The organism is Nostoc sp. 'Lobaria pulmonaria (5183) cyanobiont' (assembly GCF_002949795.1).
Classification (GTDB): Bacteria; Cyanobacteriota; Cyanobacteriia; order Cyanobacteriales; family Nostocaceae; genus Nostoc.
Map to the genome: position 1 here is coordinate 835,243 of NZ_CP026692.1, position 26,879 is coordinate 862,121.

The following is a 26,879-nucleotide window of genomic DNA, read 5'->3' on the forward strand; positions in this document are numbered from 1 at the left end:
CTTTTCCCACTTTACTAAATAGTTAATTTTGTAGCTAAATATACAGTCTTGTCTGGCAAATTGCTACCTCCGCTAATTGACTAACTCACTATCTACAATTGCAATAGTTTTGAGAGTCATAAAGTTGTTTCGTTAAAGTAGATAATTGTTGTACAAGTTATTGTGAAATTTAGTTATGCGACATCTCCAACTTGCTCCAAATAGGTTGCGGTTTCTTATTGTAGTTTTGTTAATGGTGGGTATATTTTTTCGTTTTTTTAACCTTGACCGCAAAGTTTATTGGCACGATGAGACTTTCACTTCATTGCGGATTTCTGGTTATACAGTAAATCAAGTCAGGCAGCAAATATTCAATGGTCGCATAATTAATAAGGAAAGTTTTGCCAAATTCCAAAGTCCCAATATGGAGAAAGGCTTAAATGACACAATTATATCTTTGGAAGTAGACGATCCACAGCATCCACCACTGTATTATATACTCGCTCGGTTTTGGGTGGAAATATTTGGTAATTCTGTAACAGTAATCAGAAGTTTATCAGCATGCATCAGCTTGTTGATTTTTCCCAGTATTTATTGGCTGTGTCGAGAATTATTTAAAGCATCGGCATGGGTATCGGAGGTTGCGATCGCACTCATGGCAATCTCCCCTATTCACTTAGTATACGCCCAAGAAGCACGAGAATATATTCTCTGGATAGTGACTGTATTACTATGCAGCGCTTCATTACTACGAGCATTACGGTTAGAATCAAAAGAGCGAGTGCTACGCATATTAAATTGGGGAATGTATGCAGTCACTTTGGTGCTTAGTCTATATACATTTTTGTTCAGTGGATTTGTCGTAGTTGCTCATGGTATTTATGTAATTGCCATTGCAAAATTTAGATTTACTAAAACAGTAAAAGCTTATCTATTAGCATCTTTAGCAGGGATTTTAGCTTTTACACCTTGGATAATGGTTTTAATAGTTAACTTATTGCAAGTAAAGAGTTCAACAGCATGGACAAAGAGGCATTTACCTCTAGACATTTTAATTAAATCTTGGCTTTTACAGTTAAATCGGATTTTTCTTGATTTAAACTTTGGCTTTGAAAATCCGTTTAGTTATGTAATTACGCCTATTTTTTTAGTTCTTATTGGATATTCTATTTATTTTATTTGTCGAACAACTAACTATAAAATTTGGTTGTTTATCGTCACACTGATTATGATTCCTGCATTACCTTTAATGCTACCAGATTTACTTTTTGGGGGTATACGCTCACTTGCCGAACGTTATTTATTGATTTCTTATTTAGGAATTCAACTAGCTGTTACTTACCTACTAGCTACGCAGCTACACAATAAAAGTTTTGCACGCCGGAGAATCTGGCAAATAATCATGGGAATTGTGATTATTTGTGGGCTAGTTTCTTATGGAGTGAGTTCTCAGGCTGAAACTTGGTGGAGTAAGGTTATTAGCTCTGGTAATCCACAAGTTGCAAAAATTCTCAATCAGGCTACTCATCCACTTTTGATTAGCAATGATTCTGGTATTAATTATGGTAATGTCTTTTCTCTCAGCTATCTTGTACAGCCAAAAGTGCAGTTTCAATTAGTAAAAGATCGTTCTATCCCCAATATTCCTGATGGGTTCACTGAGATTTTTTTATTAAATCCTTCAAATAGCTGGCGCAAGCAAATAGAAACAAATTATAATTATAAAACATTTGTTGTGTATGGTGACAATAATTACTTGCTCTGGAAAATAGAAAATCCACGTAGCAATGTATTTTTTGAAAAAATTAGGACTTAGCCAAAACTACACGCTACAAGTATGGACAATTCATGTAGACGAATTCGCGTTTCCTAAAAAAGAGGCTTTATTGCCCCTACCTGGAAATCATTCTTTTCGACTACCTATTTGCGTAACTTTATATTAAAAAATATTTCCATATAAACTGCGTCCACGTTGAAAACCGTAGTTCTGTATGAATAGAAAAACCCTCATCCCCCAGCCCCTTCTCCCAATATTGGGAGAAGGGGAGCCGGAAAGAAGTCCCTCTCCCTACTTGGGAGAGGGATTTAGGGTGAGGGCAAAAACTACGGTTCTCAACATAGATGAGGTTTATCTTTTAATATATGGAAATATTTCTTAGAGTCATCATTTTTTATAAGATATTCAAATACTTTTTGATTAAAATCAACTAAAAACAACAAAAATAAATATTAAACAAATTCTCATCTGAAATTAATTTAAGTAATGGTACGATGCTTTAAATTATCCTTTGTGATGAATTCAATGATTCATTGAAAGGTGTTGTATGCAAATAACAGATTTTCTTGGTCTTTTACATCCAGCGATCGCAATTATATTCGTGTTTCCACTCATCGGTACAGTAGTTAATTTTGCTTGGCAAACACGCCAACGTAGATTGCAAATTTTAGCAGGGAGTAAGAGTAAAATTCCTCCAGTGGTGGGTGCAGAACATAAGCAGTTAGGTGAAAGGCTCACAAGTGCAGTTGTTGGATTAACTTTAATCGGATTAAGCTACCCTATTGGCAAAAATATTATCAAAAATCAATTGTGGAATCAAACACCTTTTCAAGTGATTTTTATACTGCTAATATTTGCTGCCACCATCGCCTCATTAGTATTTCTTTATCGGGCAAAACAACGGGTGTGGCGGGCAGTTTTTGCAACTTTAACTGGTGCAGGTTTAGTAATTCTAGGCTGTCAAGATGGAGTCTATCGCCTCACCAATGAGTGGTATTGGTCACATTATTATATTGGAATTACCGCAGCACTGCTAATGATTTTTTCATTAGCAATTGTTCAAGATATTTATCAAGACAAGTCCAATCGCTGGCGTATCGTCCATACGATTTTAAACTGCATTGCTTTGTTGTTATTTATTGGACAAGGCATGACAGGAGCACGAGACTTGTTAGAAATTCCCCTGAGTTGGCAAGAACCCTATATTTATCAGTGTGATTTTGTTAATAAAACTTGTCCAACGCCAAATCCCCAAGCACCAAAATAAGCAAGAGAGAATAACTCATAACAATACCCTTCAGGAGTGCTGAGTGGGGAATCTCATTTATTTACTCAGAACTCGGAACGGGCTAAATGTCCCTCTACCCCTAACGTAACTGTTCTGCCCAATGCCCAATTATTATAATTTATTTGCCTAATCATTGTAGTGGCAGAGTGACAATTACTGTTGTACCAACACCTTGCTCACTTTCTAATTGAATATGACCACCATATAACTCTACACATTTTTTAACGATGGTAAGTCCTAGTCCTGTTCCTTGAATTACACCCACATTACTGGCGCGATAGAAGGTTTGAAATAGATGAGTTTGATCGCTGCTATATGTAAATTACTTAGAGCTAGACTCAGTGCTATATTACAGTCAACGACCACAAATTCTTGACTGCGAGTCTCCATACGAGAATAACACTAGCAAGTCTTGAATCAACTGCTGCATCTACTTTGTTTTATCAATCATATATTCATCCTACTGTTTTGTAACGCTTTATGCTAGATGCATCGGGGTTTTTGACTACGATATCTGCGGTAAGCAATTTAAGACACGTAGAGATAATGTAGCTCATCACACAAAAAATAAGTGGATAATTGTAGCTGTTAGACCATATATCCACTCGATACTTACTCTATTAGGGTGATTACAAAAACCTGACAAGATGATTAAAACTTGAGAAAGTTCAAACCAATTAACGTGACTCAGTTCCTTGATTAGGGCTACCTGCTACAGAATCATTTTCTGGTGCTTCTGGAGTAGCAGTTGCTTTACCATCAGTCTTTTCGGCATCACCGGTTTTGCGGATACCTTCTTCAATAGGGGTTTGATAGCCACCAGAAGCGCTAGGCGTAGCTTCTTGATTATTAGATTTTTCTTTTGGATCTTCAGCCATGACTACATTCCTAATCATTTATTCTTGGGATTATCTTAAAAAAATTAGGGGTGTGAGTGTATCTATCTAGAATATAGTTATGGCTGATTCGTCCCTCTATCGTAAGTATTGTTTAGTACTACTCATATATGCTGATAAAAATCCATAAATATAGAATTTGTTAACCTTAGAACCCTTACTGTTGTTAAGGGAGAACTTGGAATGGGCTTTATGTCCAAGATGCTTTTAAAATTGCTTTATAGATAGTTGACACGAAACCGCAAATATCTGACTGGATCTGAATGAATAGTATGGTGTGATGATTATGATACAAGCTATGAAAGTGTAATTAATGAACCAGAGCAATCTATCGTTACCATCTGGATGTGTCCTTCGCAAGGCAACCTCTGCGGATCAGTGGTCGATTCGATTGCTGGTATTTTCAGCCAAACTCGACCCAACCCAATTAAATTGGCAGCAATTTTGGGTAATTGAATACAATGAGAATCTTATAGCTTGTGGACAACTGCGTAATTTTTCAGGGGCACAAGAACTTGGTAGCTTGGTCGTTGCATCAGCTTGGAGAGGTCGCGGTTTGGGTAGTTTGCTAACGCAGCATTTGATTAATACAGCAACGCAAGCACTTTATCTGGAATGCTTAGGTCAACGACTGGTGCAGTTTTACAGTCGCTTTGACTTTGTGCCAATATCTTTTGAAGACTTGCCACAATTTCCCAAGACAATAGGCTTATCTACGCTCAAGGAGAAATTTAGATTCTCGCAGTTAGCGAAAAGGCTGCTCAAAGTTCCTGTGGTGTTTATGGAATATCAAGGTCAGACTAATTCGTAATTTAAGATATGCAGAACAAGGCTTGATACAAAACGTTTCCAACCTTTTATTGCCTCCATTTTCAAATCGGAGGTTTAGCAAAAATTGTTAGTAAGACAGGCCCTAGTAAATAATGGTGATTCAAACACAATACCCCAGCAGAGGAGCCAAGAAGTTGACGTTGATTAGGGCTGTAGAGTCTAATTCCACGGGGAGTAACTGGCAATAATTGAGGTTCTGTCTCTATTTTGGAAGTAATGTCAACCAAATAAAAGCGTCCACCAGGAGAAAGTACCCGTGCTATCTCACTAACCACCTGTTTAGGTTCCAAATAGTGCAAGAAGCTGATAGTACTGAAAACGGCATCAAATTGACCATCAGCAAAGGGAAGAGACTCAGCTTTGCCCTCAATATAAATTAAGCGTGGACGGTGGCGGTTGCTCTGTCTTGCTACCCGCAACATATTAGCAGATAAATCCAATCCGGTAGCTCGTAGATCGGGAAACTGAGTAACAAGGCGCTCAAGCAAGCGTCCAGTACCACAGCCGATATCAAGTACATTTGCTAGCTCTGGTAAATCGACGTACTCCAGTAACCGTTGGTGAACGGCTCGATAAAACACTGAAGGAAAGAACCAATCGTAACTTGATGCCCATAGGTCAAAAAGTAGCTTTTTGTGATTAAAAAAGTCATCAGTCATTAGTTTTCGCAGTTTCCTCAAACCTGGATGCTTTTTGAGGGTAAGTTTAGCTGCGCCTCCAAGAATTTGGTTAACAACACAAATAAACTATAGCGGTTCTGAATTGTCTGTAATATCGGGCTTTTGTTGGGTTAGTTACACGAAGCTAAAGACTGGTTAATATCTAGGTTCAATGCCAGATACAATTAATGTTTCTACCGACTTGCTATCAAGGGGTTGGGAGAAAAAATATCCCTGTGCATATTTGCATTTCATAAGTCTAAGTTGTGCGAGTTGCTCCAGGGTTTCTACGCCCTCTGCTATTACATCTATGTTTAGATTCTGTGCTAGAGCGACGATCGCTTGAACAATCTCTAAGTTTTCTCCATTAGCACCAATCTTAGCAATAAAGGAACGATCGATCTTCAAGGCATTACTGGGAAAGCGGTGCAGGTAACTCAAGGATGAATAGCCGATGCCAAAATCATCTAAGTGTAATTGGATATTCATCTGTTGTAGTTGCAAGAGCATAAAAGTTGCTAATTGAATGTTCTCCATAAGTACGCTTTCGGTAATCTCCAGCTTTAAACTGCCACCTTCCAAACCAGTCTCTTGGATAATTTGGTTAATTTGCTCAATCAGACCGGGTTGTGAAAACTGCTTAGTGGAAAGATTTACACTGATTGTCAAGGGTGGGTCAATAGGAAATTGTACTTGCCAAGCACGCATCTGCCGACAAGCCTCGCATAGTACCCAATAACCAATAGGGATAATCAGCCCAGTTTCTTCTGCCAGGGGAATAAAGTTGTCTGGAGATACTAATCCGTATTGCGGGTGCTGCCAGCGAACGAGAGCCTCGAAGCCAATAATTTTGTAAGTTTCTAATAAAACAATTGGCTGGTAGTAAACCTGAAACTCCTGGCGTTCAACTGCCCGTCGTAGATCCATCTCTAACTCTAATAGCTGCGTTACTTGGGTGTACATGGTTGAGTCAAATATTTCATGGCGTGCCTTACCCAATGCTTTAGCGCGATACATTGCAATGTCAGCGTCGCGCAAGAGTTCCTCCGCTCGGTTGTAACTACCCCTGCTCAGGGCGATACCAATGCTGACGGTGGTAAATACCTCGTACCCACTGAGTTGGAACGCAGATGTCAGAGCTTCGTGTATCCGCTCGGCTACGCTTGTTACGTCATTGATGTTTTTGAGATCGTCAAGCAAAATTGTAAACTCATCTCCCCCGAGACGAGCAACTGTGTCTCCAGCACGCAGGCAATTCTCCAATCTCCGAGCAAGGGCAGTTAGTAGTTGATCGCCAATTGTATGACCGAGACTGTCGTTGATAACTTGGAAGCGATCTAGGTCTAGAAAGAGAACAGCGAATATATAGTCTGTACGTCGTTTTGTCAGCATGAGCGCACGCTCTAGCCGTTCCATAAATAAGGCGCGGTTTGGCAGACCAGTTAGTACATCGTGAAAGGCATCATGAATTAATTGCGCCTCTGCAAGTTTGAGAGCAGTAATGTTGCGAGCAATACTTAAAATAAAATATACTTCGCCATCGCTAGCTAATTCAGGCACTAGACGGGTATGGTAATGTCTTGTTTGCTGGGCGATCGCTAAACTGCATTCAAACTCCGTTTCTTCTTTCGTTTGGAAAACTTGCTGGAGCTTGCGATCGCATATCCGGCAAAATTCTTCCGGCAGGTTTAACTCTGCGTTTGTTTTGCCGATAAATGTTTCGGCTGATATTCCTGTAACTTTTTCAATAGCTGGATTAACGTAAACGTAGTGCAATTGAGGGTTAAATCTGGAAATAATATCAGGTGCATTTTCAACTAGTGCTTTGAATTCTTGCTGGCGACGCGCTAATGCCTCCAGAATTTGGTTGCGCTCGGTGATATCCTGAAAGACCAAAACTGCACCTGTGATGTTACCTTTGTCATCTTTAATCGGTGCAACACTATCATCAATTGGTATTTCTGTACCGTTTTTAGCAATAAGTATCGTCTGTTCTGGTAAACCAACAGTAATGCCCGACTGAAGGACTTGCTTTACAGGACTTTCAATTATTATACGAGTTGTTTCATGAGCAATATTGAATACTTCTGCTGCTTCTTTACCAAACGCATCTGAATAATTCCAACCCGTCAGTACCTCCGCAATTGGATTCATAAAAGTCACAGTTCCAGATTGGTCGCTAGTAATCACAGCATCTCCAATACTTTTAAGTACAGTAGTCAGCCATTGTTCATTCTGTTTTAATTTTTTTTCCATCCGATGTTTAGAAAGAGTAATTTCAATCGTGAACTTTAATTCTTTTTCTTTGAAGGGCTTGAGAATGTAGCCAAACGGCTCTGTTCCCTTTGCTCGATTCAATGTTGATTCATCTGCATTAGCAGTCAGATATATGACTGGAATATTAAAAATATTATGAATTATCTGAGCGGCCTCCACACCGTCCATATTTCCTTTGAGGTGAATATCCATTAAAACTAAATCTAGAGAATTATCTGCTGCTTTCTTAATTGCTTCTTCTCCAGAATCAGCAAGCCCCAGAACAGTGTATCCAAATTTCCTTAGCCGATTTTGTATATCCATTGCCACGATGAATTCATCTTCAACAACTAATATATTTACTGGGTTCATGTTTTTATTGAAATTATAAATTTATAGTTTAGTCGAAAATATAATTTTATACTTCACTCCGTTATTGCTGCTAAAATCGATATTGCCTTTTAGCTGATGTGTTAGACCTTTTACTAGTCGCAGACCTAATGATTCTGTATTGTGAAAGTCAAAATCTTGGGCAAAACCGACACCATTATCACTGATAGTAAGTGTATATAAGTTTACTTTGTTTGGGTAAAAGTCAATACAAATTTCTCCCCCCTCTGTTTGGGTAAAGGCATATTTTAGGGAATTTGAAATAAGTTCATTGATAATTAAGCCGCAAGGAATAGCTGCATCAATGACTAGAAAAACCTCCTCAACATTCATTTTCAAGGTAATAGCGCTGGAATTAACGTTGTATGAATAAAATAAATTAGTTACTAAATCTTGAATATAGTCGGCAAAATTAATTCTTGCCAAGTCTTGAGACTGATAAAGTTTCTCGTGGATCAGAGCCATTGATTCAATCCGGTTCTGGCTATCTTTGAATACCTCAAGGGCTTGATTGTCCTTGAGATACTCTGCTTGCAGGTTGAGCAGACTAGAAATAATCTGCAAATTATTTTTTACCCGGTGATGAATTTCTTTCAATAGCACCTCTTTTTCTTGAAGTGATGCTTTAATCTGCTCCTCTGCTTGTTTACGCTCCCGCCTCACTAGTGCCTCGCGCAACTCGCGGGCAACAGCAGGGGTTAGTCGCGCTAAATTGCCTTTGATAATGTAGTCATGGGCACCAGCTTTCATGGCGGCGACTGCGGTATCTTCACCAATAGTTCCTGAGACGATAATGAATGGCAGGTCAAGTCCACTTTCCTTAACCTGCTTCAATGCAGCAGGGGCGCTAAAGGTGGGCATAGAATAATCGCAGATAACGATATCCCATATTTGCTCTGCGATCGCAGCTTTCATGGCTGTGGGTGTATCAATCCGTTCAAAGGTTACTTCATAGTCACCGCGTTGTAGTTCACGCAGCAGCAACAAAGCGTCGTCTTCTGAATCCTCAACAAGTAATACGCGCAGTGGTATACCCATGTAATTCGTAATTCGTAATTAAGAAAGTCAGCCTTGCGTTTATAACCTGATTTTGGAGGATTGGTATAAGCTAAACCTCATCTATGTTGAGAACCGTAGTTTTTGCCCTCACCCTAAATCCCTCTCCCTACTTGGGAGAGGGACTTCTTTCCGGCTCCCCTTCTCCCAATATTGGGAGAAGGGGCTGGGGGATGAGGGTTTATTCTATTCATACAGAACTACGGTTTTCAACGTGGACGCAGTTTATATCCTCGGCGGTGATTCGTTTAAGACAAACCAGTACAATCCTAGTTGTCGCACTGCTTCACTAAATTGGGAAAAGTCTACTGGTTTGCGAACATAGCTGTTGGCTCCCGAGCTGTAACCATTGATTAAGTCTTGCTCCTCCTTGGAGGAGGTGAGAATGACAACGGGAAGAATTTTTGTCCTGTCGTCGGTTCGCAGGTGTCGTAAAACTTCCAGACCATCCATTTTAGGCAACTTCAAATCTAGAAGGATGAGATTCGGCATAACGCTCATGTCGCGAGCGGCGTACACACCTTTACCAAAGAGATAATCTAGGGCTTCTACCCCATCGCGTGCCACTACTACCTCGTTCAGAATATTGTTTTTCTTGAGTGCGCGCAAGGTTAGCGCTTCATCGTCAGGATTATCTTCTACAAGTAAAATCATGTTGTATTCCTCTATTTAAAGGGTGAAGTAAAATGTTGCGCCTTGCTCCACTACGCTTTCTGCCCAGACATGGCCACCATGACGGTGAACAATGCGCTGCACAGTAGCTAGTCCAATGCCAGTACCTTCAAACTCAGTCATGGCGTGAAGGCGTTGAAAAGCACCGAAGAGTTTGTCAATATAGGCCATATCAAAGCCTGTGCCATCATCACGAACAAAATACACGTGGCTGTCATCTTGCTGCAAAAGCCCAAATTCTATCCGTGCTTTTGGATGTTTTCCTGTAAACTTCCAGGCATTACCCAGTAGGTTTTCTAGCACAATCCTTAACAGATGAGCATCACCATTAGCAACCAATCCCGGTGTAATGACAAACTCCACTTGGCGTTCTGGTTGTGTTTTGTGCAACTCTGTAGCGATCGCCTCCACCAATGCGCTAAAATCGACCTTTTCGTAACGCATCTCACTACGCGTCAATCGTGACAGATTTAGTAAATCGTCGATCAGTTGTGCCATTCGCTGGGTGGCTGCACGCACTCGTTGGAGGTAATTTTGACCTAGCCCGTCTAGCTTGTCAGCATAATCTTCTAGTAGTGCTTGACTAAAGCCGTCGATACTGCGCAAGGGGGCCCGCAGATCGTGAGACACAGAATAACTAAATGCTTCCATCTCTTTGTTAGTGGCTTCGAGTTGTGCTGTGCGTTCTGCAACTCGCTGCTCAAGCTGGACGTTCAGGCGCAGAATCTCTGACTCCGCCTTTTTGCGCTCATTAATTTCAGTTTGCAATTCTTCGTTAGTGTTTCTCAGTTCAGCAGTCCGTTTGTTAACCTCTATCTCTAACTGATCACGAGCCTTTTGCAGAGAATTTTCCATCCGTTTGCGTTTGATGAGTTCCTGATTGGTGATTGTGGCTGCGAAACCGACGATAACAGAAGCGATAATGCTGCCAAAAATAGTTAGCAAAGTTGTTTGATGAGCGCTGGCGTTCGCCTTCATCAATCGCTGTTTCAACAACTCATTTTCTTCTTTCTCCATAGCTGTAGTCAGCATTCGGATGTCCTCCATGATCTGCTGACCCCGATCTGTCTGAACTATTTGCAGCGCGGATTCTAAATTTTTGCTCCTAGCGTTAATCGTCTGTTCAATCAAAACCAGTTTTTTAGCAATTAATGGTTCAAGGCGATCGAGCCGCCGCTGTTGATTGGGATTATCCGCAGTCAATTGGCGCAGAGTATTAAGTTTCTGAGCAATCTCGCCAGTTGCACTGCGATACGGTTCCAGATACCGTTCTTTGCCGGTAAGAAGATAGCCCCGTTGTCCAGTCTCTGCATCTTTGATCTGTGACATTACATCTTTCGTCTTTTCAAGCACCTCGCGTGTATGTGTTACCCATTGAGCGTTTTCTTTATACTGAAGCAAACTAAGATATGAGATTACGCCAACACCAGTCATAATTGCGACTGCTATTACAAAACTGCCTGTATTCTTTTTATAAATAGCCCATTCCATTTTTTACCTTCCTAGTTGAAAAAGTAGCTGCTGACTAAAGTGGTAAAAACGGTGAGCCAGCGCTGTAGATCGGTAACAGTTGCTCTTTACTGGCTATCTTCTTTTTTCTACGAGAGGCTACGTCAAACAGACGCTCCGCGATCGCTGCGTTAGCGCCGCTAGGATCGTCATAGTTTTAGTAACTGATACCAAGTTTCTTAACTTTGAGAGCGAATTAGCTCTAATAAAGGATATCTATATTGGTTAATGATTGTGAGCGTATATTTTCTGAGACATAAGAAGGCAAATAATAAATTTTGTTAAATTATTCAGTATATTTCCGTAGCCATTTTCACTAGCTTTTCGCTTGCATTAATTACATTAATATGCTATTTTAACCAGTAATTGCACTTAAAAACCTTCAATTATATTAGCTTGATATTAAATTGATCAATCAATACGCAGAGCAGATTAGATATAGGACTAATATTTGATTTCTGAAAAATCTCCGTACATTTGAAGAGTGGTAAAATCACTCGTTTGTGTGTCGGATAAACCACTCGAACAGCCATTTGAGATGAGAGAACGAAGGAATTAAAGCACAGAAACGCCACACTCAGGTTTTAGCTTGTAACTAAATATCCTCAATTGGATTTTGTGATAGTCTTTTTCAGAAATCAAATATGATTACGATAGCTGTAATACACAAATGCAAATACTCTTACCTTCTTCAAATAGCTCTTTGCCGCAGATGTCGCCCATCAAACCCTTGCTTAATCCAATTCAGACATTCATATTCAGATTTGAATAACTTTGGAGCTGCAATATTATTCAATAACTCTGGTGGGTAATGGTCATAAAAGTATTTGTCTCCTTCTTGGAAGATGATAATCAAATTGTTCCGATAAATGTAGCGAGACTTAAAACTATCTCCGCGATGAACAAACTCGGAATTTTGATCGATATGCTCTTTAGCAATATCAATGATGTTACTAATGCCACTTCCATAGATTCCTGCTGGATTTTCTGCTTTATGAAATTGGCTTTTGTGTCCAATCTCAGATAACAATTTATACGAATAAATCTCGTAATTATCCGCTTTCCCAAAAATAAATGGAATGATGAGATATCCTTTGTATGAGACTGAATTTTCATAAAGAAGACGACTCATCTCAACCTCCTTTGGTGGAACTGCTCTGAAAAAATTTGCTTTAACAGAAAAGTATGACAATACTAATTATCTACTAAATACGCTTACCATAAACTGAGTTGATTGGGGGGATGCTCAAGGTTATTCCAAGGTAGGGGTGGAATTAGTGTACCACTTTGTTCCAATAGCTGTTGGAAGTGACGGGCTGTATTGGGCGATCGCGCTTCTATTGGACAATGGACAAAGAAATAAATTCGCACTCCCATCTGTAACCATTCCTGAATCTGTCTTACCCACTCTTCCATAAATGGCTGATTCACTGATAAATTCGGATGAGAAATAAACCGAATCAGAGTAAAAGGTACTGTCACACTCAATTGCAACGGTAACTTTGGTTTGCGCCGTTCCGATTGTAATTGGGGGTCATCATCTCCAGTGTAAATGGGGCGCGAGTCTAACAGTACTCGTCCGACACCTAACTTTTCTAAAAGCGCCGTCAAATTACTAGCATGGGGTTCCTTGAACCAGTCGGGATGCCGAACTTCCACTGCTAGGGGTGCTTCTGTATGCGGCCAAGCTTCCAGAAAGTTGGACAAATCGTCAAGTAATGCAGGTGCATAACTGGGTGGTAACTGGGCAAACATTGGGCCAAGATGCTTACCTAAAGGGCGCATCCCCTCCAGAAATTTTAAAGCAGCTGGTATATAAGGTTTTAGCAACCCTTGATGGGTAATATCTCGCGGTAATTTTAGACAAAATTCAAAACCTGTTGGTGTTTCGGCAGCCCAACGGGTTACAGTTTCTTGGTTAGGCACGGCATAAAAGGTGGTATTACCTTCTACAGTGGTGAAGCGACGACTGTAAAGATGGAGAAAATCGGCAGTGCGAGTACCTTGGGGATAGAGTTCGCCTACCCAACCTTTATATGCCCAAACAGCACAACCGATGAAAAAGTTCACAGTGCTTAAAAGCCTTGATGTATCATATTCAATTTTACAGGCAGATTGTAGGAATGGATGAAGCTAGTACCGCAAGGCGGAAGTCATAAGTCAAAAGTCACGCATAATTATATTCCAAGCTCTTGCGCCATTTGAAATGATATGTTTATTTACGCCATGCTGTACTAGGTCAAATTCCCAACTTGTTAAAAAAAATCACAGATTTTTTCTTAAAATGCTTGATTGCTTTCTCATTTCAGTAAATTTAGCAAGCAAAAAGGCATATTGCTTTCTCTTTTCAGTAGATCGCGTATTCATTTTAGTGTTTTAGGCAAGCAAATAGGCATATAGCAGTTTTTAATTGCATTGCATAGGAGTAATTTATGCATCAATACGTTTCAATTAAGGGTTATTGGTGTAAATAATTGGTTTTTTAAGACGCGATAAATCGCGTCTCTACATGAGGGTTTTGGTGTTATGGCACAACCTCACTTATTGATAAATTGAACCATCAGGCATAATTGCCCCTGCTAAGTTAGTCCCAACTAGTTTAACTAGAAGACGCTCACCAGAGCGAATCCGCGCTCCCGTCAAGTCGGCTCCTCGCAAGTCGGCACCACTGAGATCCGCTCCAATCAAATTAGCAGCGCGTAAATTCGCTTCCCTGAGATCGGCTAAAAGTAGATTTGCTCGAAATAGATTTGCTTCAGATAAATTTGCACCTCTGAGGTTGACTTTGTGCATAAAAGTATCGCTAAGATTAGCACCGCTCAAATTGGCATAACTCAGATTTCTGCCAGATAAGTCTTTATTGCTCAAATTTGCCCGACTGTAGTCTTTGCCGCTTAAATCTGAGTTTGGTTTTGGTGGTCGCTGGGTTGTTTGAGATGGTTTTTCCTCTTGAGGTTGCGGTGAGTGATGTGTGGTTTGATGTGTGGTTTGATGTGTGGTTTGATGTGTGGTTTGATGTGTGGTTTGATGTGTGGTTTGATGTTTGGTTTTTAGAGAGCGCAACTTTTCACGAGCTTCATTTATAGCTTTCAGCTTGTCTTGCGCTTTCTGCTGTAAACGGAGATTGTCTTTGGGAATGCGATCGGGATGCCAAACAAAGACTAAATCTTTGTAAGCCTGGTTCACTTCTTCAAGTGTTGCTCCAGGCTCTAATTCCAAAACTCTATAGTACCGCTCCAGATCGCTCATACGATATTTTGGTGGACAATCAACTTAATTATGAGTGATGGAGCCATCTATACGCTGCATTATTTGTTATGGATTATAGGGCAGGGGGCAGGAGGCAGGAGGCAGAAGTTTTTTAATTTTTAATTTTTAATTGATTTCTCATCTTCCCATCTCTCCATTTCTCCATCGAGCGATCGCTCTAAAATATGCTGCAACTGGAATCTGATAGACTTCAATATAAATCCAAACAATAATTGATAAATGTGATAAGAAGGTTAATATTGTCCAAATATATGGCATCCAGGTAATGGGTTCTTTCAGATTAGCAGGAAAATAGTAAGCTACTATGCCAATTAGAGTAGTAGGAAAAATTATAAAAATTGCTGCTGCTAGTCCATAACCCCAACCTAATTCCACACCTTCCAACTGGCCTTCTGTCCAACTAAACCCATTCCAACGCCAAGTTAAAGGTGGTTGCCTAGAAGGCATCTTGATTTGCTGTTGTTCTAAGTTGACTGTAAAAATCTCTTGGCAAAAGTCACAAGCCATAGCTTCCATCAATGGCATGTGAGAAATCTTACCTATTCGACAGACTGGGCAGGGATAAGCTCCATAATAGTCGAAAGATTGGGTTAAGATTTTGGAACTGGGCATAATGAGACTGATGATCCTAAAAAATTGATCTGGTCAATGAGGACTTGGGTAATAATGTATGGCGGTTGTCAATTCCCTGCAATCAGCTTTCGTAAGATGAAATCATAAGTCAGGATAATTATATATTTTAACTTCTCAATCCTGGCTTTTTCTTCTGAGGTTATATAACTATCGTAATGTCTAATGACAAGCCGCTTTTTTCGCTACGCAAATAAGCAACTAGTGCCGCAAGGCGGAAGTCAAAAGTCAAAAGTCAAAAGTCAAAAGTCAAAATGAATACAGCATAAGCATTTCATTGATTTGGAATGGGTGGTTTCTTTACGCCGTGTTGCACTAGTACAATCAGAACAGGGTGTGATTTTGAATTGTGCAAAGCGTTATTAGTCTTAATCCCCAGAGTTGTACTGAGTCTATCGCTTTTTTATAGTTTGTGCAGGTCTTGACAAAGCCCACTCTTCCTGCTAATGTTAATTTATATAAATATATTTCTTAGATTTTTCAGCAAAAACCCTGCAAATGCTTAACACAAATTCCTACTTTTATTTTTGGTTTAGGGTGGTTCACCGGGAGTGAATTAAGTTTCCTAATGGAAACCACCCGGTGAACCGCAGAGCAAACTCTGCGGTTTTTGTTTTTTTAAGGAGAATTTCATTGTCATGACTTATTTCAGTAGCTGGTTTTATGGCTTTTACTTTTGGCCCAGAATAAATTCCGGGTAAATAGCGTCATGCTAATGAATCAGAACGCGCCCGGAACTCTTAAAGGTTTCGGGCTTTTTTGTTGTTACCGGAGATTGGGGAGTGGAAAACACTCTTATCTTAATACCCATCCCCAATGCCCAATGCCCAATACTTAATTTCTCTGGAGAATGTAATCATGATTAATGCCAAACTTGCTGCACAATCCCATCTAAACCACCAGACAATCGTTAAAATCTCGGAAGAAGTCGCTTTCGGCGGTGAAGAACTGGTAATTATCGGCGGCCCCTGCACTGTTGAAAGCTTAGAACAAATGGAGATAGTCGCCCAAAAGTTATCTACTGCATCAGTACAAGGGTTGCGTGGCGGTGTCTACAAACCCCGCACATCTCCTTACGCTTTCCAGGGTATGGGAGAGTCAGGGTTAGAGATTTTAGCCAGGGTGCGATCGCATTACAATATGCCAGTTGTCACGGAGGTGATGTCAATTTCCCAAATTGAAGTAGTCGCCGCTCACGCTGATATGCTTCAAGTTGGTAGCCGCAATATGCAAAACTTTGATTTGCTCAAAGCTTTGGGACAAGCTGGTAAACCAATACTGCTCAAACGTGGTTTAGCAGCGACTATTGAAGAATTTGTCATGGCTGCTGAATATATCCTTAGCCACGGGAATCCTGATGTGGTGTTGTGCGAAAGAGGTATTCGCAGTTTCGATGATTATACCCGTAACGTCCTAGATTTAGGGGCAGTGGCAGCACTCAAGCAAATAACTCACTTGCCTGTAATTGTAGATCCTTCTCATGCCGTCGGTAAACGGGAGTTGGTAGCACCTGTGGCTAGGGCTGCGATCGCTTGCGGTGCAGATGGATTAATTATTGAATGTCACCCAGAACCAGAAAAATCTGTTTCTGATGCCCGTCAAGCACTTTCTTTAGAAGATATGGTGCATTTAGTTAATAGTTTAAAGCCTGTAGCCACAGCCGTTGGGCGTATTATATCAGATGTCGGGGCGGGTTTAGAACCTGCCCCAATTTTTTGGGCTGCTTAAATTTCACACAAGGCGATCGCTTGAATGTCTGAGTCAAAATATTTCTTTTAGCTTAAGGACAAACAGCGATCGCTTTCGTAAAATAAACTTGTAACTTCAGCTATTCCATTGGTTCTCAAACGTATTTTTGCAACACAATCTTCTATAGATAAATTTAAATTATCATTTTAAAAAATAAGACTATTTGATTTTATTCTACAAGTCGTTTTATCCTGAAATCAGTAGATATTTTAACTTTTACTAAATTGCCTAAAGAAGTTTTAGTATACGGATATTTCAACTTTAAGAACCCAAAGAAGGACAATAGCTAAATGTTAGAGCAGCAGATTGATTGCCCCATCAAACCTAAGACAAGTGCAATGATTATGAAACTTTTTCAAATCACTCTAGTGGTCTTAGCACTTTTGATAAACTTAGTAATTGCTTTCCCCTCGTGGGCAGAAAGTACGCTTTCTTTAACTAGCAATCCTAACAACTTTCAAGTTGGGCAAAAAGTGATTTGGCTTTACAAGCCCCGCACAGATTCTAGCGATGTCCAAAGAATTCCTGCCGAAATAGTCAAGTTAAGTTCCAAGCAAGTGCAAATCAAGGTTTACAAACATAACAACGAATTTGTTAATCGTTGGGTGAATCCAAACAAGCTTGAGAATTCGACAAAAGTTAAAGAGTCAGTACTCTAGAATTCCACTAGTTTAATCGGTGCTGCTATAGCAATCTTAAATGAGATTGTGAAAATTTTTATTATGGTCGTCCTTGGTCATTTGTGCTACCCTGCGGTCAGCCGCTGGTGCGTCTATGTTATTTTTGATTACAAAGGACAAATGAATAATGACAGCCAACTCCAAAAATATTTTACAAATGATTTAGAACTCCTATAGGATGTTCTCATTTGTTCTATAAAACAGTGTTACTTTTTTAGCATAGATTAACCTTGTTGAATATTTCAGAAGCTCAGGCGGATTAATCCCACGCTCCTAAAAGTGAGACGTGGGATTTCTGCTAATATTGTTAAAACTCCCTTGTGTGGGTTTCGTTTTCATAATTAGGATCTTCAGTACCAAGCAGTTTGTCCCAGAACGTAAAATACAAACCGTAGTGTACTTTATACTTACGATGATGTATGGAATGATGCATAGAACCAATAAGCCACTTTCCAATCCAGTAACTTTTAGATGAGGAGGGAAATAGCTCAAATCCAAGATGGGTAAACACTGCCCATACTGTCATAGTTATAAGTGCGGCAACTAAGGTGACAAAATGCAGCGGAACTATGAAGCTTACACCTACAAAGAAAAGTGCTTGTACGATCGCTTCCGGCAAGTCGAAGGCAGAGGAACTCCAGGGTGTTGGCTCGCCTGAACGGTGGTGTCCATAATGCATCCATCTAAAAATTAGCGGCTGGTGAAACATCCGATGGATAAAATAAAAGTAAGTATCCTGAAGAATTAGCACTGCAATAAAGCTAACTATTAAATACCACAGTCCGTATTTCCAGATGTCAGCGTATAACAGCGTTGCTCCCAAATTATACTCTGAGATCATAAATGCTCCAGAAATAGCAAAAACTACTGTGGAGATTACTGATAATTCAATATCCTTTTTAATGGAACAATTCATCAACGGTTTCAAACGCAAACTCTTGTTGGCGAGAGACTTCCCCAGAACTAAATAAAAGAGCAAGTATGCTCCACCAGCAATCAGAAAGTATCGGGCAAGAGTGATAGCGAAGAAGAAAAAGCAATAATACCAAAATGAGTGGTTCGTCAATTAGACCCATCCGTAATATTAATTCGGTGAAATGAAAATGCTGATTATGTCCAATTGTTTTGGTCTTCATTACCAAAAATAAGCAAATTACGATTTAATTTGTTAATCGACAAAATCCACTGCTTATTTTACAACATCAAGTAGTTCAGTAAATATATATTAAGTCGTCAATTTCCCGACGCCATAACTTTACCCAACTTACGAGGTTGCTAATCTCAGATTGACTCAGGGTTTGACTATAACTCAGTAAAAGTTCGATATTGCGTGCCAATTTTGATCTAAGAGGCAAGCCAAAAGTACCTAAATATTCGCCAAGGTATGCGCATCTTTGGCTGCAAGCGATCGCAAATCGGGATTTAAACTGGTACAGCTAGCTGTACACCTCTACAGCCGATTTATGTATTGCAAAGATTTTTGGAAATGGTGCTATGTATGTTGAGGTAAGAGCAGTGTCTTTCTCTTGTCCTGCTGGTTCGGGCAACTTACCGTAGGAAAGGACTGATAAAACTCTCAATACGCTACAACAGAAAAAACCCTCTGCTAAATCTGTGAAAAAACGAGTAACACTCACCTTCCCGAAACGCGCCGTGCAAATGCCAGTCACTTACGTACTGGCCAAAGAGTTCAACGTTGCCGCTAATATTATCCGCGCCCAAGTTGCCCCAAATCAAATTGGCAAACTGGTAGTGGAATTATCGGGAGACATCGATCAATTAGATGCAGCGATCGAGTGGATGCGATCGCGTAATGTTAATGTTTCTTCTACATTAGGTGAAATTGCGATCGACGAGGATGTGTGTGTCCACTGTGGTTTGTGTACTGGGGTTTGTCCTACCGAAGCCCTCACCCTCCACCCAGAGACGTACAAGTTGACATTCACGCGATCGCGCTGTATTGTCTGCGAACAGTGTATTCCCACCTGTCCCGTACAAGCAATCTCTACTAACATTTAAGATTAGCGCACACACCACGGAGCATTGCCCATCCAACTTTCTCAGCAATCCAAAATCTAAAATTGAAGTTAGCCCAACTTAAACACATCCGCGATTACACCACTATCACCCACCAGCCTACTTTTTGCTGGAGAGTCATAAACTACCAATAGCGAAGGTATGCCAGCTACATCCTGAAACAGCGCCATTCCCTCAGCGTGTTCTTCTCGATTTCCATAAGGAATATCTTGCACAAAATCGGGATTGCTGAAGACATTTTCTCCTAAATTCACACCATTTACCCAGCGATAAACTTGCACGGGCCCATCTAAATCCATCGTTGGCCCGGCTAAAATCAACAAATCTTTATCATCTACATACAAATCCCGAATTCCCAAACCATTCAACCAGATAAAATGCTTTTTATATAACTCCTTCAATTCCCCAATTTGCTTTAGTTTCATCAGTCCAGGAGTAGAATCTTCTAATTCTATTTCCAGCACTACAGCCCAACCTCGCAATACAGGGCCCCGCAAACCCAGAAAAACACGGTTTTGATAAATGCCTATTCCTTCAATATCAAAGCCATTATCCTTTCCGGGAATTCCTGCTTTAATAAACAAGCCTAAATGGGCATCATCTGCTAAAGCTGTCATCAGCAAATTACCTTGATTCGTCACCTCTAATTTAGCGGCATTCAATTGCACATCTGGCTTTTGGGGGTGTGGGGAAGATGAGCATAGCTTACCGTTTATCAGAGGAATTCGTCCTAAAACGTAACGGTTAGGTTCCGATTCAACTTTTGCTAGCCTTTTAAAATTTTTGGCATCTGTATTTTCAGGTTTGGATTTTTTGCGTTTGTAGCTGTGAGAACCAACAAACCATAAGTAATTATCAGCGTAAGCCAGTCCTTCTATATCAATTTCTTCCTCTTCTGATGCAGGTAAATTGATAAATTCTGCTACTCTAAATTGTTGATGTTCTGTAAATTTATCAGTATCAACCAAAGATAAACGCTCAATAGTTGAGGTTTCATCTGACCCCAACCATAAATACTTCTGATGCGTTAGCAGCACTGCTGATAAGTTTTCTCTATGTTCTTGAAAAGAATCTACAAAAGTCAATAAAACTTGATTTAACAAATGTAAATTTGGCATTTTAAATCATATTGATAGTTATAAATATGCTAGCCATAGTATTATAATATATGATTCAATTATCCTAAAAATTTATCTCAAAACTATAGTTCATATTAACTTGAGGGGATGAACTACTATTTAAACCTTTGACAGATATTGCATATTTATAGAAGAGGATGCACCTATCAATAGTCATAAGCATACGTAACAATCCTCATAGTTAAAAAATATCAAAAGTAGATGAAAATTTTTAAATAATATTGTTATTATGCAATAACCTCATGAGGTAATCATTCAAACCAATTATGAAATTAGCCACACAACCCACAGTAAAAACTCTCGGTGACTACGCCTATCAAGCGATTGAAAAACACTGTAAGAAAACCTTCAAGTGGGAAAAATCAGTGAAGAAAGATGAAGATCCAGAAGCGCTACACCAAATGCGGGTGGGAATGCGCCGCCTACGGACAGCGGTAACTCGGTTTGGGCTAGCGGTGGATGTATCGAAACCAGTCAACGATAAAAATATTGGTAAAATAGCTCGTCGTCTTGGTAATCTGCGAGATTTAGACGTACTCAAAGAAAGTTTGGAAAACAATTACAAACCAAACTTACCCCGTAAAGAACAGGAATCTCTACAAACAGCTTTTACAGCTTTGGCGAAACAACGTGAAGATGTAGAATCGAGTGTGCAGAAAACATTAAACGATGAATCTTACAAGTCTTTAAAAGATGCATTAAATAAGTGGTTAGAGAAACCCAGTTATCAACCTTTGGCAGCTGTTTCGATTCAGCAAGTACTACCAGACTTACTTTTACCAGAAGTGAGTAACTTCTTACTGCATCCAGGTTGGCTAGTTGGTACTGAATTTGTAGAATCAGAAGTGAAGATCCAGAAAAACTGGAAACCAAAAAAGATAGAAAAACAATTGACAACAGAAGGTGAAATTCTTCATAGTTTGCGAAAAGAAGCTAAACGTATACGCTATCAAATGGAGTTATTTACTGACTTATATGGCGATTCTTACGAAGCTTATATTACAGAAGTCAAAAATATCCAAGAAATTTTGGGTACGATGCAAGATAGTGCTGTTTTAACTGATTGGCTTACAGATGTATACAAGTCAGAAATTCAGACTGAGTTGCCCACCTTTGCTAACTTGTTAACTGAAAATCGTTACCAGTCGTGGCAGCAGTGGCAACCTTTGCAAGAACGGTATCTGAAAACTGAAACCAGACATAGTTTTCATTTAACAATATTGCACCCGCTTTCAGGAGTAATAAGTTAAAAGTTTCTCTTTGTTGGGTAAGGATTGGACTAACGAACTGCCCCAAACAAAATAAAGACGGGTTGCAGCCCGTCTAAATAGCTTGAAAGTGCAAATACACCTTGTATATGATTGAAAATAACACAGTTGATTTTCTCCGAGTTGCCAATTTGCCAATTCATAAAAAAGACATCAGGGGAAATTAAATATGCGTTATCCACAACTCTTGTAGAGACGTAGCAGTGCTACGTCTCTATATTTTTTCACTCATATCTCTAAAGAACAGATGTTATAACCGTCCCACAAGTCTTGGTATTTCTGGCTAAATCATTTACCGGTACATATTTGAGAATTTCTGGAAATTGCGATTGAACTCCTCACACTTATGAGCAATTTTCAGCTATTCTCTGGTCTGAAAACAGTAATAATTGCCCTAAGAAAATATTGCTCTGTCTAAATCAGTCCTAGTAGAGGTTACAGTTACTGGATACACAACCTCCTTTAATGTGTTGTCACGACTGGTTTAGTTTGACATACAACTCAACTAGCAACGAAAATCAAGGTTGATAAGCATCAAATATGAACGTTTTACTTTTATACCCCCGCTTTCCAAAAAGTTTTTGGTCTTTTGAAAAGACACTGGCTTTATTAGACCGTAAAGCAATGCTACCGCCTTTAGGCTTGGTGACTGTAGCGGCGATTTTACCCCAAGAATGGAATTTCAAGCTAGTAGATCGAAATGTTCGCGTCTGTAGGGAAGCCGAATGGGCTTGGGCAGATTTGGTTATTATGTCGGCGATGATTGTGCAAAAAGAGGATTTGCTCTCTCAGATATTGGAAGCAAAGCAGAGAGGTAAGCGGGTTGCGGTGGGTGGGCCTTTCCCGACAGCGCTCCCGAATGAAATGACATCCGCCGGAGCAGACTATTTGATCTTAGACGAAGGGGAAATTACCCTACCCTTATTTGTAGCAGCGATCGCACGGGGCGATCGCACAGGCATCTTTCGCTCTGGTGGTGAAAAACCAGATGTCACCAACACTCCAACCCCTCGCTTTGACTTGTTAGAGTTTGAAGCATACGCGGAGATGTCGGTGCAATTTTCCCGTGGATGTCCCTTCCAATGTGAATTTTGCGACATTATTGTTCTTTATGGTCGCAAACCGCGCACCAAAAACCCAGAACAACTGTTAGCAGAACTTGATTACCTCTACAAACTGGGTTGGCGGCGCAGTATTTTTATGGTGGATGACAACTTCATCGGTAATAAGCGGAATGTCAAATTATTTTTGAAGTCCCTTTTGCCCTGGATGGTGGAACATAACTATCCCTTTTCCTTTGCCACAGAGGCTTCAGTTGATTTAGCCCAAGATCAAGAACTGATGGATTTGATGGTAACGTGTAATTTTGGAGCCGTTTTTCTGGGAATTGAAACCCCCGACGAAGAAAGTCTCACTTTCACTCAGAAATACCAGAATACCAGAGACTCACTCAGTGAAGCGGTGGATAGGATTACCCGCTCAGGGCTGCGAGTCATGGCAGGCTTTATCATTGGATTTGATGGCGAGAAAGTAGGAGCAGGAGCACGAATTGTCAAATTTGTCGAGCAAACAGCAATTCCCACCGCCTTATTTAGTATGTTGCAAGCGCTCCCAGATACAGCCCTCTGGCATAGATTAGAAAAGGAAGGACGACTCCGTAATAAATCTGCCAACATTAACCAAACTACGTTGATGAACTTTGTCCCAACTCGACCGTTAGAAGACATCGCTCGTGAATATGTGCAGGCGTTCTGTGATTTGTATGATCCAGAGCGGTTTTTGGAGCGTACATACAGACACTTCCGTCTTTTGGGCGAAGCAACCTACCCGAAAAAGGGCAAAGCTGCCAAGAAACCATTGAACTGGAAAGTACTCCGGGCGTTGTTGGTAATTTGCTGGCGGCAGGGTGTACGTCGTCAGACGCGCTGGCAATTCTGGCAATACTTGTGGAGCATGTATCAGCATAATCCGGGTGGGGTGAGTAGCTACTTAGCTGTTTGTGCCCAAATTGAGCATTTCTTGGAATATCGCCAAATTGTCCGAGATGAAATTGAGGCTCAAGTGGCTGAATTTTTGGAAGCAGAAGCTAGGGTAAAACCTGAAGCAAAAGTGATGGAAGTATTAGAAAGCTTAAAAAAATAACTCATAGTACTTAGAGCAACGTTTTAAGATCGGCTCCTGCCTACTTTAACAACAGATGCGATCGCCTTCTCAATCACACTTAGAGACAAGGATTGTCTCTAAGTAAAATTATACCTATACTTCAAAAAACTACGATAAGCTGATGCGCGAAAAGAATTGTACATATTGACATTTTGACTCTCTAAAGTCAATTGGTCATCTTGACTTTGAAATACAAATAACTAATAACTTTTGACTAATGACAACCCTCTCCTGAAGGAGACGCTGCGCGAACACGAGTAAATATACAACTTAAATGCGTAACAGCTTACCTCTGGTTATCATGTCCAGAGTAATGTTGCAGATGCGTTGCTACAAAGTACAGAGCCAACTGTTCATGCCATTGGTGCTGCCATAAAACAGAATCTTGAAACCAGTGAACAATTGCCAGAGTGAAAACCCTCAGTTTTTAGTCATGGGGAGAGATCAAGCGAACATAGAGTATTCTCCAACAAGCTTAGGGCATCATACATAAATAACTATATACTTAGTAAATAATTAGTTTGTAATACTTAATATTAGAGAAACTAATAATTAGTATTTCATGATATTGTGTTTTCCAGCACATCTTTTTTTGCATTGATCGTGTAGGCTCATATCTGCTGGGTAAAATTACTAGATAAATTTATGGTAATTCGAGCACCAAGCAGCAGCATCCCTAATTCTGCTGTGCTATTAAACTTGCTTAAATTCGGTTATTTGATTTTTGAGCAATTAGTAAGTAACTGAACGGCAAGTTTGCTTACTAGAGAGCATTCCATGATTACATTCAGTGTGTAGCAAAGAGTGAATGCCTGAGTGGCTGACACAAATACCTCAAAGTTTTATGGGAAAAAGATTTTGTCGATATGCTATCCAAATATTTTTTGGACTTATATCAGCGGTTGAAAGCCTAATGCTGTCGTCTTGTCATCTGTCACTTGCCACGTAGCCATCTGGATTTGACCAAGATGTGTCAGGCATTTGAGCAGTTAGGAATTAGCCAACCTATCGTAGCTCTCCTATCGTCTCCCAAGAGAATCTGATGGTCGAGTAGTGTTTTCCTTTGGGGCAAACGATTCAGGATGGGCGGGTAAACAGCAAGGAATCGAACTTTCAGAGTCGATCGCAAATGCTCGCAGCATCTTAAGCCAAGCAAAGCAACTCTATCCAATCTTGATGGTTAGTCCGCCACCCTGTGGTGATAATCAAATTCTTGCCAATCTCTCACAGGAATTCGCGTTGGTTTGTAATGAACTAGATGTTGCGTATCTTGATGTGTTTTCTAGTTTGCTGAAGTCACCCATCTGGCTAGCAGAAGCAAAAGCCAATGACGGCGCTCACCCAAAAGCTGATGGTTATGCAGAATTTGCCGCGATCGTCCAAAATTGGGAAGCTTGGTTAAATTGGTTCACACCTTAAAAATGCCGAAATCGGGCTAATCATGGGTTAGTTAATATGTCCTATAGGTTTTTAGTTCTGCGTTAGCGTTCGCGTAGCGTCTCGTAGAGAAGCGGGGCGGAACGCACGTCGCATTTTCTTTAAAAATTTCCACACTTTCTCAACCAACAACATCTCTATGACCTTAGCAACTACCAATCTCGGTAAAACTGGATTGACCGTTTCCCGCCTTTGTCTCGGTACCATGACCTTTGGGTTGCAAACCGATGAAGAAACTTCCAGGCACATCCTCGACACTGCTGCTGATGGCGGAATTAACTTTTTGGATACAGCCGACGTTTATCCCCTCGGCGGCGGGCTTGCTACTGCTGGACGCACCGAAGAAATCGTTGGGCGCTGGCTCAAAGGCAAACGCGAACATTTTATCTTAGCTACCAAGTGCGTCGGCCGGGTTGGCCCTGCACCTTGGGATCAAGGGGCTTCGCGGAAACATATTTTGGATGCGATCGATGCTTCTCTGCGGCGGCTGGGAACCGATTATATCGACCTGTATCAGTTGCACTCTGACGATGCCTCCACCCCCCTCGATGAAACTCTGGAAGCACTGGATACAGTGGTTCGTGCTGGCAAGGCGCGCTACATCGGGGTTTCCAACTTCTTAGCTTACCGACTCGCCCGCGCCTTGGGTCGTGCTGACACGCGCAATTTAACCAGGTTCATCTCAATTCAACCCCGCTACAACCTATTATTTCGCGAAATTGAGCGAGAACTGTTGCCTCTGGCGAAAGAAGAGGGACTGGGTGTAATTTCCTACAATCCCTTGGCGGGTGGTCTACTTACTGGCAAACACATTCTCGCTCAAGGCCCCACATCAGGTACGCGTTTTACGCTAGGTGCTGCCGCAGAACGTTATCAAGATCGTTACTGGCACGATCGCGAGTTTAATACTGTCGAAGCTTTACGCACAGTAGCGGATCTCGCCGGATTTCCCCTCACCACCTTGGCGGTAGCTTGGGTTTTATCTAATCCCATGATCACTGCCCCGATTATTGGCGCTAGCCATCCAGAACAACTTACTGACAGCCTCAAGGCACTAGAACTAAAACTTGACGACAGTTTGAAACAAAAGTTAGACGACCTAACCGCCGAATACCGCAGGGGAGATTCTCTTCGTTAGTTTCTATTTATAAAAAATGATTTTCATAATTACGAATTACGTTAGCGCAGCACTA

At 40.5% G+C, this 26,879-nt stretch carries 22 protein-coding genes and 2 pseudogenes; 10 read left to right on the forward strand and 14 right to left on the reverse strand.

Going from position 1 to position 26,879, the window contains the following annotated elements:
- The first annotated feature begins 175 nt into the window (after nt 1–175).
- Both NLP_RS03520 and NLP_RS03525 read left to right on the forward strand, forming a co-directional pair.
- A complete protein-coding gene (locus NLP_RS03520; protein WP_104905175.1) occupies nt 176–1,795 on the forward strand; it encodes a glycosyltransferase family 39 protein in 1,620 nt (539 codons plus the stop codon).
- A gap of 508 nt (nt 1,796–2,303) precedes the next feature.
- Nucleotides 2,304–3,023, forward strand: a complete 720-nt coding sequence (locus NLP_RS03525; protein ID WP_104905176.1) for a DUF4079 domain-containing protein — start codon at nt 2,304–2,306, stop codon at nt 3,021–3,023.
- 151 nt (nt 3,024–3,174) lie between these two features.
- Here the strand turns inward: NLP_RS03525 and NLP_RS03530 are convergent.
- Nucleotides 3,175–3,351 (reverse strand): annotated as a pseudogene (locus NLP_RS03530) (sensor histidine kinase); the annotation flags it as partial.
- A 370-nt stretch (nt 3,352–3,721) separates the two neighbouring features.
- The gene (locus tag NLP_RS03535) at nt 3,722–3,922 is read right to left on the reverse strand and encodes a hypothetical protein (RefSeq protein WP_104905178.1); all 201 of its coding nucleotides are present in this window, start codon (nt 3,920–3,922) and stop codon (nt 3,722–3,724) included.
- Nucleotides 3,923–4,253: 331 nt separating this feature from the next.
- Between NLP_RS03535 and NLP_RS03540 the strand changes: the two genes are divergently transcribed.
- Nucleotides 4,254–4,751 (forward strand): GNAT family N-acetyltransferase, encoded by a 498-nt coding sequence (locus NLP_RS03540; protein ID WP_104905179.1) that lies wholly within the window; start codon nt 4,254–4,256, stop codon nt 4,749–4,751.
- 61 nt (nt 4,752–4,812) lie between these two features.
- Here NLP_RS03540 and NLP_RS03545 read toward each other — a convergent pair whose 3' ends face one another.
- The 10 genes and pseudogenes from NLP_RS03545 to NLP_RS03590 all read right to left on the reverse strand — a co-directional run bounded on the left by NLP_RS03545 (nt 4,813) and on the right by NLP_RS03590 (nt 15,195).
- A complete protein-coding gene (locus NLP_RS03545) occupies nt 4,813–5,430 on the reverse strand; it encodes a class I SAM-dependent methyltransferase (RefSeq protein ID WP_104905180.1) in 618 nt (205 codons plus the stop codon).
- Nucleotides 5,431–5,586: 156 nt separating this feature from the next.
- Nucleotides 5,587–8,058, reverse strand: a complete 2,472-nt coding sequence (locus NLP_RS03550; protein WP_104905181.1) for a GGDEF domain-containing response regulator — start codon at nt 8,056–8,058, stop codon at nt 5,587–5,589.
- Between the two features lie 21 nt (nt 8,059–8,079).
- The gene (locus NLP_RS03555) at nt 8,080–9,114 is read right to left on the reverse strand and encodes a sensor histidine kinase (protein ID WP_104905182.1); all 1,035 of its coding nucleotides are present in this window, start codon (nt 9,112–9,114) and stop codon (nt 8,080–8,082) included.
- Between the two features lie 243 nt (nt 9,115–9,357).
- Nucleotides 9,358–9,786: a response regulator gene (locus NLP_RS03560; protein WP_104905183.1), complete on the reverse strand. Its 429-nt coding sequence runs from the start codon at nt 9,784–9,786 to the stop codon at nt 9,358–9,360.
- 15 nt (nt 9,787–9,801) lie between these two features.
- Nucleotides 9,802–11,295, reverse strand: a complete 1,494-nt coding sequence (locus tag NLP_RS03565) for a sensor histidine kinase (protein WP_158680269.1) — start codon at nt 11,293–11,295, stop codon at nt 9,802–9,804.
- A gap of 462 nt (nt 11,296–11,757) precedes the next feature.
- Nucleotides 11,758–11,932 (reverse strand): annotated as a pseudogene (locus tag NLP_RS03570) (IS630 family transposase); the annotation flags it as partial.
- Between the two features lie 72 nt (nt 11,933–12,004).
- Nucleotides 12,005–12,445 carry a hypothetical protein gene (locus NLP_RS03575; protein ID WP_104905184.1) on the reverse strand — a complete coding sequence of 147 codons (441 nt, stop codon included), beginning with the start codon at nt 12,443–12,445 and terminating at the stop codon, nt 12,005–12,007.
- A gap of 83 nt (nt 12,446–12,528) precedes the next feature.
- Complete coding sequence (locus NLP_RS03580) at nt 12,529–13,383, reverse strand: DUF72 domain-containing protein (protein ID WP_104905185.1); 855 nt, start codon at nt 13,381–13,383, stop codon at nt 12,529–12,531.
- A gap of 471 nt (nt 13,384–13,854) precedes the next feature.
- Nucleotides 13,855–14,562 carry a pentapeptide repeat-containing protein gene (locus NLP_RS03585; RefSeq protein WP_104905186.1) on the reverse strand — a complete coding sequence of 236 codons (708 nt, stop codon included), beginning with the start codon at nt 14,560–14,562 and terminating at the stop codon, nt 13,855–13,857.
- A gap of 138 nt (nt 14,563–14,700) precedes the next feature.
- Nucleotides 14,701–15,195 carry a hypothetical protein gene (locus tag NLP_RS03590; protein WP_104905187.1) on the reverse strand — a complete coding sequence of 165 codons (495 nt, stop codon included), beginning with the start codon at nt 15,193–15,195 and terminating at the stop codon, nt 14,701–14,703.
- A gap of 876 nt (nt 15,196–16,071) precedes the next feature.
- Here NLP_RS03590 and aroF point away from each other — a divergent pair.
- Both aroF and NLP_RS03600 read left to right on the forward strand, forming a co-directional pair.
- Nucleotides 16,072–16,941: a 3-deoxy-7-phosphoheptulonate synthase gene (gene aroF, locus NLP_RS03595; protein WP_104909762.1), complete on the forward strand. Its 870-nt coding sequence runs from the start codon at nt 16,072–16,074 to the stop codon at nt 16,939–16,941.
- 365 nt (nt 16,942–17,306) lie between these two features.
- The gene (locus NLP_RS03600) at nt 17,307–17,621 is read left to right on the forward strand and encodes a hypothetical protein (protein WP_104909763.1); all 315 of its coding nucleotides are present in this window, start codon (nt 17,307–17,309) and stop codon (nt 17,619–17,621) included.
- A gap of 328 nt (nt 17,622–17,949) precedes the next feature.
- Here NLP_RS03600 and NLP_RS03605 read toward each other — a convergent pair whose 3' ends face one another.
- Nucleotides 17,950–18,483: a sterol desaturase family protein gene (locus tag NLP_RS03605; protein WP_325034720.1), complete on the reverse strand. Its 534-nt coding sequence runs from the start codon at nt 18,481–18,483 to the stop codon at nt 17,950–17,952.
- A gap of 773 nt (nt 18,484–19,256) precedes the next feature.
- Between NLP_RS03605 and NLP_RS03610 the strand changes: the two genes are divergently transcribed.
- Nucleotides 19,257–19,661: an NIL domain-containing protein gene (locus NLP_RS03610; RefSeq protein WP_104905189.1), complete on the forward strand. Its 405-nt coding sequence runs from the start codon at nt 19,257–19,259 to the stop codon at nt 19,659–19,661.
- A gap of 68 nt (nt 19,662–19,729) precedes the next feature.
- Here the strand turns inward: NLP_RS03610 and NLP_RS03615 are convergent, their stop codons facing one another.
- Nucleotides 19,730–20,797, reverse strand: a complete 1,068-nt coding sequence (locus NLP_RS03615) for a DUF3616 domain-containing protein (protein ID WP_104905190.1) — start codon at nt 20,795–20,797, stop codon at nt 19,730–19,732.
- A gap of 287 nt (nt 20,798–21,084) precedes the next feature.
- Here NLP_RS03615 and NLP_RS03620 point away from each other — a divergent pair, with 287 nt between their 5' ends.
- The 4 genes from NLP_RS03620 (at nt 21,085) to NLP_RS03635 (ending at nt 26,824) form a co-directional block, all read left to right on the forward strand.
- Nucleotides 21,085–22,068 (forward strand): CHAD domain-containing protein, encoded by a 984-nt coding sequence (locus NLP_RS03620; RefSeq protein WP_104905191.1) that lies wholly within the window; start codon nt 21,085–21,087, stop codon nt 22,066–22,068.
- A gap of 558 nt (nt 22,069–22,626) precedes the next feature.
- Nucleotides 22,627–24,228, forward strand: a complete 1,602-nt coding sequence (locus NLP_RS03625; protein WP_104905192.1) for a B12-binding domain-containing radical SAM protein — start codon at nt 22,627–22,629, stop codon at nt 24,226–24,228.
- 1,074 nt (nt 24,229–25,302) lie between these two features.
- Entirely contained in the window at nt 25,303–25,668 is a 366-nt protein-coding gene (locus tag NLP_RS03630; RefSeq protein WP_104905193.1) for a GDSL-type esterase/lipase family protein, read from the forward strand.
- A 157-nt stretch (nt 25,669–25,825) separates the two neighbouring features.
- The gene (locus NLP_RS03635; protein ID WP_104905194.1) at nt 25,826–26,824 is read left to right on the forward strand and encodes an aldo/keto reductase; all 999 of its coding nucleotides are present in this window, start codon (nt 25,826–25,828) and stop codon (nt 26,822–26,824) included.
- The last annotated feature ends 55 nt before the right edge of the window (nt 26,825–26,879 follow it).